General features: G+C 33.6%; 13 protein-coding genes and 1 pseudogene. 9 read left to right on the top strand and 5 right to left on the bottom strand.

Annotation, left to right across the window (positions count from 1 at the left end):
• Nucleotides 1-38: 38 nt before the first annotated feature.
• The 3 genes from QXW15_RS04860 (at nt 39) to QXW15_RS04850 (ending at nt 2622) form a co-directional block, all read left to right on the top strand.
• Nucleotides 39-1358 carry an NADP-dependent malic enzyme gene (locus QXW15_RS04860; RefSeq protein ID WP_055032577.1) on the top strand — a complete coding sequence of 440 codons (1320 nt, stop codon included), beginning with the start codon at nt 39-41 and terminating at the stop codon, nt 1356-1358.
• Nucleotides 1359-1829 (top strand): GNAT family N-acetyltransferase, encoded by a 471-nt coding sequence (locus QXW15_RS04855; RefSeq protein ID WP_048101280.1) that lies wholly within the window; start codon nt 1359-1361, stop codon nt 1827-1829.
• Between the two features lie 586 nt (nt 1830-2415).
• Complete coding sequence (locus tag QXW15_RS04850; protein ID WP_342790046.1) at nt 2416-2622, top strand: hypothetical protein; 207 nt, start codon at nt 2416-2418, stop codon at nt 2620-2622.
• A 47-nt stretch (nt 2623-2669) separates the two neighbouring features.
• On the opposite strand, the gene acnA is transcribed toward QXW15_RS04850, so the two are convergent.
• Entirely contained in the window at nt 2670-5177 is a 2508-nt protein-coding gene (gene acnA, locus QXW15_RS04845; protein WP_048101278.1) for an aconitate hydratase AcnA, read from the bottom strand.
• Nucleotides 5178-5318: 141 nt separating this feature from the next.
• Here acnA and QXW15_RS04840 point away from each other — a divergent pair, with 141 nt between their 5' ends.
• Nucleotides 5319-6497 carry an NADP-dependent isocitrate dehydrogenase gene (locus QXW15_RS04840; protein WP_048101277.1) on the top strand — a complete coding sequence of 393 codons (1179 nt, stop codon included), beginning with the start codon at nt 5319-5321 and terminating at the stop codon, nt 6495-6497.
• On the opposite strand, the gene QXW15_RS04835 is transcribed toward QXW15_RS04840, so the two are convergent.
• The gene (locus QXW15_RS04835) at nt 6494-7333 is read right to left on the bottom strand and encodes an aldo/keto reductase (protein WP_048101276.1); all 840 of its coding nucleotides are present in this window, start codon (nt 7331-7333) and stop codon (nt 6494-6496) included. The genes QXW15_RS04840 and QXW15_RS04835 overlap by 4 nt on opposite strands.
• Before the next feature lie 97 nt (nt 7334-7430).
• Between QXW15_RS04835 and sucC the strand changes: the two genes are divergently transcribed.
• The 4 genes from sucC (at nt 7431) to QXW15_RS04815 (ending at nt 10102) form a co-directional block, all read left to right on the top strand.
• A complete protein-coding gene (sucC, locus tag QXW15_RS04830) occupies nt 7431-8537 on the top strand; it encodes an ADP-forming succinate--CoA ligase subunit beta (RefSeq protein ID WP_048101275.1) in 1107 nt (368 codons plus the stop codon).
• Nucleotide 8538: 1 nt separating this feature from the next.
• Nucleotides 8539-9390, top strand: coding sequence for a succinate--CoA ligase subunit alpha (gene sucD, locus QXW15_RS04825; RefSeq protein ID WP_084795442.1), 852 nt, complete (start codon nt 8539-8541; stop codon nt 9388-9390).
• A gap of 60 nt (nt 9391-9450) precedes the next feature.
• Complete coding sequence (locus QXW15_RS04820) at nt 9451-9774, top strand: DsrE family protein (RefSeq protein ID WP_048101273.1); 324 nt, start codon at nt 9451-9453, stop codon at nt 9772-9774.
• Nucleotides 9775-9934: 160 nt separating this feature from the next.
• A complete protein-coding gene (locus tag QXW15_RS04815) occupies nt 9935-10102 on the top strand; it encodes a hypothetical protein (RefSeq protein ID WP_342790045.1) in 168 nt (55 codons plus the stop codon).
• Nucleotides 10103-10128: 26 nt separating this feature from the next.
• On the opposite strand, the gene QXW15_RS04810 is transcribed toward QXW15_RS04815, so the two are convergent.
• Together QXW15_RS04810 and QXW15_RS04805 are read right to left on the bottom strand one after the other, a co-directional pair.
• Nucleotides 10129-10746, bottom strand: a complete 618-nt coding sequence (locus QXW15_RS04810; RefSeq protein ID WP_236689031.1) for a transposase — start codon at nt 10744-10746, stop codon at nt 10129-10131.
• A gap of 57 nt (nt 10747-10803) precedes the next feature.
• Nucleotides 10804-11032 (bottom strand): annotated as a pseudogene (locus QXW15_RS04805) (type I restriction-modification system subunit M N-terminal domain-containing protein); the annotation flags it as partial.
• A 147-nt stretch (nt 11033-11179) separates the two neighbouring features.
• Here QXW15_RS04805 and QXW15_RS04800 point away from each other — a divergent pair.
• Nucleotides 11180-11605, top strand: a complete 426-nt coding sequence (locus tag QXW15_RS04800; protein WP_054963802.1) for a hypothetical protein — start codon at nt 11180-11182, stop codon at nt 11603-11605.
• Between the two features lie 531 nt (nt 11606-12136).
• On the opposite strand, the gene QXW15_RS07800 is transcribed toward QXW15_RS04800, so the two are convergent.
• A complete protein-coding gene (locus tag QXW15_RS07800) occupies nt 12137-12301 on the bottom strand; it encodes a nucleotidyltransferase domain-containing protein (RefSeq protein WP_405021909.1) in 165 nt (54 codons plus the stop codon).
• Between the last annotated feature and the right edge of the window lie 693 nt (nt 12302-12994).

Below are 12994 nucleotides of genomic sequence, written 5' to 3'. Positions count from 1 at the left end.
AAAGGTAAAGTTTTAATAATAATTGTATATATATTTTTATGATTATGAGGGATTCTGAAAAAACTGGCGATTATAATAAGATTGCCATGGAAATATCCAGAAAATATAAGGGGAAAATAAGAATACTGCCCAAGGTTCCAATAAACAGCCTTGACGATTTTTCTTCCCTTTATACACCAGGTATAGCGGAGGTATCCAGGCAGATTAAGAATAATGATGATCTAGTTTATGAATTAACAGGCAAATGGAATTCGGTTGCCATACTAACAGATGGCACCAGGGTATTAGGCCTGGGAAATGTTGGAACCCATGCATCCATACCTGTTATGGAGGGGAAGGCCCTGCTTTTTAATTACCTGGGAGGTGTAAATGCTGTACCAATACCGTTAAATGTTAAAAATAATGATGAGTTTATAACGGCTGCAAGGGCCATTGAGCCTTATTTTGGCGGCTATAATTTAGAGGATATAGAATCACCAAGATGCTTCTTTCTGCTGGAAAATCTTCAGAAGCAGATGGATATACCTGTATGGCACGATGACCAGCTGGGAACAGCATCAATAACACTTGCAGGAATTATTAATTCATTAAGGCTTGTTAATAAGAAAAAGGAGGATGTTAGGATTGTATTTAATGGTGCAGGTGCGGCCAACATTGCGGCAATATATCTCTTCGAGGCTGCAGGATTTAAAAAGGAAAATATGGTTGTTATAGACTCCCATGGAATTCTGGAGCCGGAACGTGAGGATATAGATTCATTAATGTTAAAAAATCCCTGGAAATACCACATTGCGCTTGAAACAAATAGGGAAAGAATCAGGGGGAATACAGATAATGCATTCAGGGGTGCTGATATTATAATATCAGCTTCAAAATCCGAGCCTGGCACAATAAAAACAGACTGGATAAAATCCATGAATAGGGATCCAATTGTTTTTGCCCTTGCCAACCCCCTGCCAGAGATATGGCCACAGGATGCAATAAGTGCCGGCGCCAGAATAGTTGCAACAGGCAGAAGCGATTTTCCAAACCAGATAAACAACAGCCTTGTTTTTCCGGGTGTCTTCAGGGGTGTTCTGGATGCACGGTCTAAGGGTGTTAATTTTAGGGTCATGGTTGCAGCATCTCAGGCAATTGCCGATTATGTAAGTGACATATCATATGATAAAATAGTTCCAACAATGGATGACCTTAATTTATTCCCGGAGGTTGCGGCAACAGTTGCAAGGAAAACTGTGGATGAGGGCCTTGCAAGGAAAACTGATTCCCGTGAGGGATTTTTAAAAACTGCAACAGAAATAATCGGTTCAAACAGAAAAATCTATAAAAAGCTGTTTAATGAAAAGGATGGTGAGTAAATGGATTATAAGATCAGGGAAATGACAGATAATGATATAGATCAGGCAATGGACTTGCTGTTAAGACTCAAGAGATTAAATTCAGAATTTGATTATGCATTAAGGGTGTCATCAAATAATGAGCAGGAGATCAGGGAAAAATTAAAAAAAATAGTTAATGACCGTGATAATCATATTTCACTGGTAATAGAATCAAATAAAAAGATTGTTGGAATTTTGATTTCTGATATAATATTCAGAATATATTATGACCCAAAATATGAGGCCAGAATAAGGGAAATTTATGTGCTTCCAGAATTCCGTTCAAAGGGCATTGGCAAGGAGTTTATCGATAAATTTACAGATGTTGTCAATGACCGTGGAATTAACATGGTAACTGCGGAATTTCCATCCCTCAACACAATGGCCATTAATTTTTATAAAAACCTTGGTTTCAGGGAATTAATAAAAATATATTCAAAAATACAATAATGCAAATTATAAATAATCAAACAAATTTTCATTAATTTATTTTTTTCCCTGTAATATTAATCCCGCATTTTGTCCCAAAAACTCCAATAGTCTTATAATATATTTTTATAAAAACTATTGTTTTTATTCTTTCCATTTGATACAATTCGATTTTCCTGATGCAGTGCTGGTATTGAGACCAATTGCGACAAATTGATTCAATGTTTTTATAATACTATTTTTATTTTAATTGAGAGATACAAATATCAAAAATCAAAACGGCGGATTTTTATTACATGCATAAAATGCTTTGTATTAATTGATTAAATATTTTATTTTATGATATAATCAAATAAAAAATGATTGTATACAGAAATATGTTATTCATAATATTATTAAAAATATCTTATAACATAAAATCTTATATATAATTATATTACATAAATTAAATATAAGGATAGGAATAACCACTGATGAAAATAACAATTTAATAAAGCTGGAGGATTCCAGATATTTTTTAATTTTTGATGATGAAACAAAAAAGGAGGAAAGATACGACTCACCTGCATATAAAATAACGCCAAAGGGACAAGCACGAGATGTTGGAATGGATGAATTGTTAAAATATAAACCTGAGATGATGGTAATAACATCAGATTCATTATGCAAATGCACATATGCGACGTCACTACTGGCCAAGGTTAGATATATATTAATAGATGAAAAAATGAATGCAAAGGACATAGAAAACAGAATAAATGAATTTAAGAATAAAGCCCTTGACGTGCTAGAGCCAGAGTTATATAACAGATAAAAATTTATTTATCATTAAATATTAAATCCAATATTATATTAAAAAATTTATTTAATCTGTTCTGATATATACTTGAGTATATTTCCAGATTTTATGTAATTTAATTCTGCATCAGTATATATCAGTGCCTTTCCATGAATTTCATTACTGTTTATTCTTATGGTTAAATCCTGATTTTTATTTATATTTTCAATGCCATCTATGCTTATTAGCTCATCACCCTTTAGTTCAGGCATTTTATCGATCTGGACTGGTATTACTCCCATGTCCACAAGATTGTTTCTGTGTATTCTTTCAAAGCTCTCGGCAATTACTGCCTTTATGCCAAGCAATGCTGTAACCTTTGCTGCCCAGTCTCTGGAGCTTCCTGATCCGTACTGTTTTCCTGCAAATATGACCAGCGGAACATTTTCACTTTTATACTTCATTGCAGCATCATAGAAAGACATTTCCTCGCCTGATGGGTAAAATATTGTGTACCCACCGGTTTTATCAACCATTAGATTCCTTATTTTTGGATTTGAGAAGCCACCGCGCATCATTACCTCATGATTACCGCGCCTTGCACCGAATGTATTCATTTCAGACACACCAAGCGAGGAAAGGTATTTACCTGCAACAGAGTCCTTTGCTATTGGCCCTGCTGGTGAGATGTGATCTGTTGTAATCTTATCACCAAATATTGCAAATATTCTGGCATTTTTTATGTTTTTTACAGGATCAAGATAAAGCCATGGTGGCTCCCTAATATATGTTGAGGAATCATCAAATGTAAATAATGTGCTTTTTGACGATTTTAATGAATTCCAGTTTGCGTCACCCTCGAAAACCTCGGCATATTCCTTTCTGTATGCCTCGGGATCCATTGCCAGATAAAAGTATTTTTTAATCTCCTCACTGGATGGCCATACATCCCTTAGGTAAACCGGTCTGTCGCCATCAAAACCTATGGGCTCATTTTCAAAATCTATGTCAACCCTGCCTGCTATGGCAAAGGCCACAACAAGAACAGGGGATGCAAGAAAGGCCCCTGCTATGTATGGATTGATCCTTCCCTCAAAGTTTCTGTTTCCGCTTAAAACTGCATATGTTTTTATATTATTTTTTAAGATATCTTTCTGTACCTCAGGTATGAGAGGCCCGCTGTTGCCTATGCATGTTGTGCAGCCATATCCAACTATATCAAAGCCTACTTTATTTAAATAGTCAAGAAGGCCTGCGGCCTTAAGGTAATCTGTAACAACCCTTGAACCTGGAGCCAGGCTTGTTTTTACATAATCCTTTGATGTTAAATGGTGTTCATATGCCTTTTTGGCAAGTATGCCGGCGCCAAGCATAACTGTGGGATCGGATGTATTTGTACAGCTGGTTATTGCAGCAATCACAACAGACCCATCATTAACAACATCACCATGGTTGTTTTCTATTAGACCCTTTACTGTACCTCTAAGATCCTTTAATTCAACAAGCTCATCCGGGTTTTTTGGACCTGCCACAGAACTTTTTATTTCTGAGAGATCAATATCTATAACCCTATTATACCTCTTCGGACCATTATAAAATAATCCCTGCGCCTTAAAATAGGCCTCAACTGAATCAGCATCCCTGTTTGTTGCCCTTATATACTGAAGTGTTTCATTATCCACAGGGAAATAACCGATGGTTGCACCGTATTCCGGGGCCATGTTTGCAATTGTTGCCCGGTCCTGTGCGGTGAGTTCATTAATATTTCCAAAAAATTCAACAAATTTATTAACAACGTTCTCAGACCTTAGCCTTTTGGTTATATAAAGCACGGTATCTGTTGGCGTTACCCCGGCATTTAATTTTCCCTTTAAGTTTACACCTATTACCTCTGGAACAGTCATAAAATATGGCTCATTAAGCATGGATGCCTCGGCCTCAAGACCACCGACGCCCCAGCCAAGCACACCGATACCTCCTATCATTGTTGTATGTGAATCTGCACCTATAAGGCTTTCAGGGAATATTGTGCCGTCCTTTTTGACAGCAAGTGAGGAAAAATATTCAAGATTTATTTGATGTATTATGCCATGGCCTGGCGGGACTATTCTAACATTTTCAAATGATTCCTTTGCCCATTTAAGAAAATTATATCTTTCTATGTTTCTTTCAAATTCGTCCTTCATGTTAATTATTATCGGCTCTGTATCCTTAAATGTATCAACAATTACTGAATGATCGATAACCATATCTGACTGCACTGCCGGATTTAATTTTTCAGGGCTTACATTTTTACTGTTCAAATATGACCTCATTGCTGCAAGGTCTAAAAGTATTGGTATTCCGGTATAATCCTGAAACACAACCCTGGATGGTTTGAACGCAATTTCTGATCCTGTTTTCATTGATGCGGTATTATCAATAGATTTTTCATTTATATCAATTCCATCAAAATTTCTCATCATATTCTCAAGTAAAATTTTAAAGGAGTATGGAAGGCTGTCAACATCGTACTTTTCATTGAGCTGCGCGAGAGGGTAATACCTGTATTCATTTCCGTTTATTTTTATTGTATCAGTTTTAAATTCCATATCTCAATATATGTATATTAAATTTTAACTTTATTATTGGATGATTACTGCCTTAATTAAATCCAACTTAAAATTCAATGTATTTTGTATATCATAGAAAAATATATAAGATAATAAAATTTATTGAAACAAGGGATTTTAATGGATAAAATAATTTTTACCGGCGAAAAATGGCGGGTTCCAGACAATCCAGTTATACTTTATACGGATGGTGATGGCATTGGCCCTGAAATCATGGATGCAACCAGAAAGGTCGTTGATGCTGCGGTTAAGAAGGCTTACAAAAATAAAAAAATAGCATGGAGGGAGGTCCTGGTGGGCGATAAGGCCCTGAATCTAAAGGGCGATAGGTTTCCTGAGGAATCCATAAAGGATATAATGGAATACAGGATATTACTGAAGGCCCCACTTGGAACCCCTGTGGGCACAGGTTTCAAGTCCATAAATGTAAGAATACGGCAGATGCTAGATTTATATTCAAACATAAGGCCGGTAAAGTATGTGAATGGCCTTCAGAGTCCGCTTGAGCACCCAGAAAATGTTAATTTAACAATTTTCAGGGAGAATACAGATGACCTGTACATGGGTTATGAGTGGAAATATGATAGCAGGGAGGCACAGGAAATAAAGGCATTTTTTAAGGAAAAATTGGGCATAGATCTTGGTGATGATACTGGCATAGGGCTGAAGCCAATGAATAAATATAAAACACAGAGAATAACAAGGGCGGCAATTAAATTTGCAATATCAGAAAATAAGAAAAAGGTCACAATTATGCACAAGGGCAATGTAATGAAGTATACAGAAGGTGCATTTAGGGAATGGGCATATGAAACCGCATTAAATGAATTTTCTGATTATGTTTCACAGGATGGCAGTAAAAAAATACTTATAAATGACATAATAGCAGATAATATGTTCCAGCAAATTATAACAAGACCCGGGGAATATGATGTTATTCTTGCTCCAAATATTGATGGTGACTATATATCTGATGCCGCCGGGGCACTTATTGGAAATATAGGCACACTGGGGGGCGCCAATGTTGGTGACGATGGTGCCATGTTCGAGGCAGTGCATGGAACAGCCCCAAAGTATGCAGGTAAAAATATAGCAGACCCACTTGGGCTCATAAGGGGTGCCCAGCTTATGCTGAAATATATGGGCTGGACAGAGGCAGAGGATATAATTGAAAGGGCTGTAAACAAGGCAATAGAGGAAAAAACTGTAACTGCAGACCTTGCAAAATTCTTTAATGTGAATCCACTTGGAACAGCAGAATATGGTCAGAGGCTTGTTGAAAACATAAATTCATTTTAAAAATTATTTTGTATATATTTTATTAATTCATCATTCAATTTTATATCAGCATATTTTATATTCTGCATTACATGTTCAGGATTTGATGCACGCGGAATTGGAAAAACATTATCACTTATGCTTGTAAGGTACGAAAGGGCTATGCTTGTACTGGGTACATCCCCAATTTTTGACCTTATATAATTAAATTTTTCCTCAAGATTCTTATTCCTTGCTGTTTTACCATGGGCTATGGGAAAATACGCCATTAATGCAATATTATTCTTCTTTAAATAATCTAAAATATTATTCTCAACGTTTCTGTGCAATATATTATAATTAAGCTGCACGGCGCATAAATTGTATTTTTTAAGATTTTCCACAGTGTATTTAATAAGCTTAAAACTAAAATTGCTTACACCTATATTTCTTATTAATCCAGCCTCTGTTAATTCCTCCATTTTTTTTAATGTTTTCTTAAGATCAACCGCATAGTTTGGAAAATGTATTATGTATAAATCCACATAATCCATATTTAAATTTTTTAGGCTTCTTTTCAGTGCCCTTTCAAGGGATTTTGGTGATAAATGTGTTGGAAGCACCTTTGTTGATATAAATATTTCATCACGCTTGAAATTTTTTACCGCCTCGGATACAATACCCTCTGTATGATAAAATTCAGCAGTGTCTATTAAATTAATTCCATTTTCCAGACCAGTTTTAATGGCATTAATCTTTGTTTTCTTATTTGAATATATCCCGGCATATGTTTTAAAGATCCACCGCATATCATAATATGTTCCCATTCCTATTGCCGATGCTTTAAAGCCTGATGTGCCAAAGTCTCTGTAAATCATGTAATAAAATGCATTATATCCTTAAAAATATTTTTAACCATACTTTTAGCCTGAAAAATAATATTAAATATGGTCTAATCATTTAATTTCGATATATATGAATCTCTATGAATACATGGGGAAGGAAATTTTTAAAAAATATGGAATACCAGTTCCAGATGGCTATGTTGTTTCTGATATTAATGAGATCAGGCCCTATCAATATCCAGTGGCCGTAAAATCCCAGATACTTTCAGGAAAGCGTGGCAAATCAGGTGGTATAAAATTTGCCAAATCACAGGAGGATCTAAAAGAGGCTGCAAAAACCCTGCTGGGAACAACTATAAACGGTTTAAAGGTAAATAAACTATTAATAGAGAGAATGATAAATATTAAAAAAGAGTTATATTTAAGCATAACCCTTGATAGATCATCAAAGGGGCCACTTTTAATGGCATCTCCTGATGGCGGGATGGATATAGAGAGTGTACCAGACAGCAGAATAATAAAAATAAAGATAGACCCATTAATGGGATATTCTGATTATATATCACGGGAGGTTTCTGAATTTCTGGGCCTTTCCGGCAGTTTGAAGTCGCAGCTTGGTACTTTAATAGGATTACTTTATAATGCATTTAAAAAGGAGGATTCTCTACTGATGGAGATAAATCCTCTTATAATCGATTCATCAGATAATATTATTGCCGGTGATTCCAAGGTAATTATAGATGATAGTTCCCTATACAGGCATAAGCAGTATATTTTCCCTGATCCTGAGAAGACAGAGCTCGAAAATGAATCAGCATCAAAAAGCTTTACATTCATTGAAATGGATGGTGACATCGGTGTAATAGCCAATGGTGCGGGGCTTACAATGGCGACGCTGGATGCCCTGACGCTTCACAAACTCAGGCCAAGAAATTTCCTTGACCTGGGTGGAACTGACAGTACGGGTATAGTTGAGGATGCATTCTCATTTGTTTTGAGGGCAGATCCAAAAATATTTTTTGTGAATATATTTGGCGGTGTTACCAAGGCTGATACGGTGGCCAATGGCATAGTTGCAGCAAAGAATAAATTCAATATAAAACAGAAAATTGTTGTTAGGCTTAGTGGTGTTCATGAGGATGAGGGCAGGAGGATTCTTATGGACAATGGCATAGATGCCTATTCAAATATGAATGATGCAATCAATGAGCTTGTGAAATTAAATGGGGGTAATTAAAATGGTGCTTATAACAAAAAATACAAGGGTAATAGTTCAGGGAATGACCGGTCACCAGGGTGCATTTCATTCAGGTGAAATGATAAAATTTGGGACAAATGTTGTTGCAGGAGTTTCTCCGGGAAAATCTGGCGGCACTGTCAATGGCATAAAAATATATGAAACTGTTATGGACACACTTGAACTTATGCCTGAAGCCTCAATGCTGGCAGTGCCGGCTCCTTTTGTCAGGGATGCCGCCTTTGAGGCAATTGATAATGGACTAAAGCTTATATACATACTGGCAGAACACGTTCCTGTACATGACACCATGGAAATTGTTGCAGAGGCAAACAGAAAGGGTGTAACAGTTATAGGCCCCAACAGCCCCGGAATTACGGTTCCTGGTGAGGCAAAAATAGGGATCATGCCCAACCATATATTTAGAAAAGGAGACGTTGCAATTGCATCAAGAAGTGGAACATTAACATATGAAATTGTTAAGGCTGTTACTGATGCTGGATTTGGTGAGAGTACAGTAATAGGACTGGGAGGAGACCCTATTGTTGGCCTTACCTTCCTTGATGTAATAAAAATGTATAACGAGGATAAAAACACCAAAAGGATTGTGCTTGTTGGTGAGATTGGTGGAAGTGAGGAGGAAAGGGCTGCCAGATATGTAAAGGAAAATGTCAAAAAGCCTGTTGTTGGTTACATAACCGGAAGGAGTGCACCACCAGGAAAAAGAATGGGGCATGCAGGTGCAATAATTGAACGTGGGACAGGCACTGCAGAATCAAAAATAAAAGCGTTTATGGATGCTGGAATTAATGTTGCAGATTACCCGGATGATATACCCAAGCTTTTAAAATAATTTTTATAAACATTTTCAAAAAAAATATACCTTTAATTACATTATAAAAATTAGTATGATATGAAAATATTATTTCAAATATCTGAAAGTGAGAAAATACCTTTGTCATATCTGGCAATATCCAATATGGCAAAAATGAATGATGTTGAAGACATTGTTGCAGTTTATTCAGAAACTGGTATATTTGGCGTTCTTAAATCCGAATCTGAAAATATAAACAATTTGCTTGGCAATCATAAAATAAATGTATACGCATGCGGTGTTGCAATGAAATCAAACAACCTTTCAGATGCTGATCTGGCACCCGGTGTTAAAATCGCTCCTGTTAGCTTTTATGAAATTGCAAAAAGGCAAAAGGATGGCTATATCTACCTAAGGCTTTAAAATTTTAATTTTTACTTCCAGCCTGAAAGTATCCTGCCCCAGTTCTGGTATAATATCTTTATTTAAACCATGATTTTATTAATAAAAATTTTTTATACTTAATAATATTATAACATTAAATTGATAATAAATATACATGTGTACAGGGGAACAAAAAAATATGCGAATAAAAGAAAATGGTCTTGATGTATACACTGACGAACCAATGGAAAATAACCGGGCAAATGCAGGTATTATAAAACAGCTATCCAAATTTTATAATGTTAATTCAAAGGATATAAAGATAATTTCTGTTCTTAAATCTGATAATGTAATACTTTTACTGTAAATTCAAATGACCCTTTACCATTATACTTAATCAACCAGCCTTATCAGTGAATCACCATTGGGAAATGCACCTATCTTTCTTGTTCTTCTCTTTAATTCCCTGTTAAATCTCTCTGTTGCATTGTTTGTATGCAGTTTTCTCTGATGTTCTTTTGGAAATGATATGTATGAATATAAAGAATCATACCACTTATAAAACATATCTATTGATTTATTTAACTTCATTTCCTCCATCCTATCCATGGCTATCCTAAATAATGATTCATCCATTAGTGCCTCTGACACTATTTTTGATACATCCCTCCAATGCTCATTATTCACTGTCTTTCTTAGATTCTTCATGAAATGGAAATGGCAGTACTGCCACAGTGATCCGGGGAATGATTCTTTTACTGCCTTCATTATTCCCCTATGGCCATCTGATATTACCAGTTGTACTCCTGTTAATCCCCTTTCCTTAAGCCTGAAGAAGTTGCTCCAGTCCATTTCATCCTCTGAATTATAAATATCCATTGATAATATCTGCCTTATACCATTGGTGTTTACACCTATTGATGTGTATAATGCCATTGATTTATATTTACTATTTTCCCTGACCTTAAAATAAGCAGCATCTATGTATAAATATTTTATTTTATCCTCTATTCTATTCTCTAAGAACTCCTTAACCTTGGTATCAAGCTGCCTATTCAGTGATGATACATCAATAATAGTTCCTATTTCCGGGCGCTTTGCATTATTCTGGATATATTCCCATCTTGTACCGGGGAACCCAGAATATGTTTCTTGCTATATATTCGTCCCTATCCTCAGAGTCGGAAAAATGTTCCCTATCATTTTCCAGTTCATTATAAACTTCGGTAAAAGTATCTGATATGTATTTTAAGAATATTAATCCAAGCACAACATGCTTATATTCTGCGGCATCCATATTGTTTCTTAGCTTATCTGCGGCTGCCCATAATTTTTTTGAAGTATTAATTTTACATTATAATATTTAAATAATTAAGAACTAATTATAAAAAACAAAGATTTATTAATAACTAGTAGTTTACTTTATAAATTAGAAGGTGGAAAAATGGGTAAAGATTTAACAAATGAGGCTAAAAAATATCTTGGAAAAGATGAAACCATAATATCAAGTTACAAAGGGCAGTATTTTGCCACCGAAAAAAGAATATTAATTCCAAATCATAGGCATGGTTTTGAGGATTTTAGTTATAAGCATATTACATCTATAAAATATGAAAAATATGCAAGAAAACCGTTAATTATATTGGGCATATTATTTATAATTATAGGTATGATAACATCTTTTGCAAGTGTTTCTGCATTTGCAGCTCTTTTTATTCTGGGAATAGTATTTATTGTACTGGCATTTGTGTTTAAATTGAACTTTTATCTTATTAGAACAAGCGGTGGTGAGGATTTTAAAATACCGGGAAGTAAACAGCAATCTAAAACTGAAGAATTTATTAAATCTATAAGGGAACATATAGATTAAAATTATTTTTTTGTACTAGTTATATATCTATTTAAAAATTTATAATGTATTATTGTTATATTTCCATATAATTTATCTGCTTATGTTCATATTTTTTAATATACGCCATATAAATACACAACCACTGCAGCGAATATGCATGATATATAAAAGTAGGTAAGCACCGTATTTGACATTAAATTATATGGTATAAATATTGATAATAAGGGCATAATTATTGCAGTAAGATCAGGTCTCAAAGATTATTAAGTATTTTAAGGACAAAATTTTCAATAGAAAATTCAAGCCTTTTATATACCGTCATTAATTAATCAAAGACTTTGAAATTTATCAAAAGAATCTGGCAAATTATTCTTTATTAATTCTAAACTTTCATGAATTTCCTTTATTTTTTATTATATACTTGTATCTTCTCCAGATTTATATAATCATAATAACCGCGTTTATAATCCTCAAATTCCTCTATGGTATTTCTAAAAATATCATATATATCTTTATAGCATAGTATTTTACCCTTTAAAACATTAAATCTTATATATAATGGAAGATCCTGAAATATATATCAAAAATATCATTTACATTTAATACACTTAATCTAAATTTATTTCTTTCCTCCTGATTATTATCATAATAAATACATAAATCAATATCTGAACCATTATGAAATGTGCCATTTACAAAGCCGCAATTAACAATAAACTTTATATCTTTCTGTTTATCAAATTTTTTATAAGATTAACAGTGTTATTAATAAGTGGATTATACACAAAATGAAATTATATAAGTATTAATAACTTTATCTTTTGTAATATTTATTTCACAAATCAATATACCAGAAAGGAATCCAATGAGTTTATATATAATTTCTGCAACTAATACTATTAAACATTCAATAAATAATTAATATTTAATATATTTTCAGAACTTATAAATGGCATTATTTTTAAAATAACAATAAATACTATAATTTTAGAATAAACTTAGACAAACTAAGCCATATATATTTATATTATTGATGTTATATAATGTTAAAATCCTTTGAAATTAAACTAATAACAAACAAAAATCACTGATATATAAATTGTATTATATAATGCCGGAATTAATTTATGATTTTATGATAAATAGCCATAAATATAACTTTTTTATCATTATTTAACTTTATATAATCATGTCATATATGACACAATATTTGTATAAAACCATGTCTTATATGGCATAATGATTTTAGATTGGTGATATATCAATATTTTATCAAACTATAACTTCTGGGAAAATTTATACAGACATACCCAGAATTTTTATACCAATAAAAATAATTAAGCTCTTAAATGGTATAAATATATTTAACTGAAAGTGCATAAATTGTTTCTTCGTTATATACTTAAA

Source organism: Acidiplasma sp., assembly GCF_038728925.1.
GTDB classification, from domain to species: Archaea; Thermoplasmatota; Thermoplasmata; order Thermoplasmatales; family Thermoplasmataceae; genus Acidiplasma; species Acidiplasma aeolicum.
This window is presented reverse-complemented; position numbering and strand designations above follow the sequence as displayed.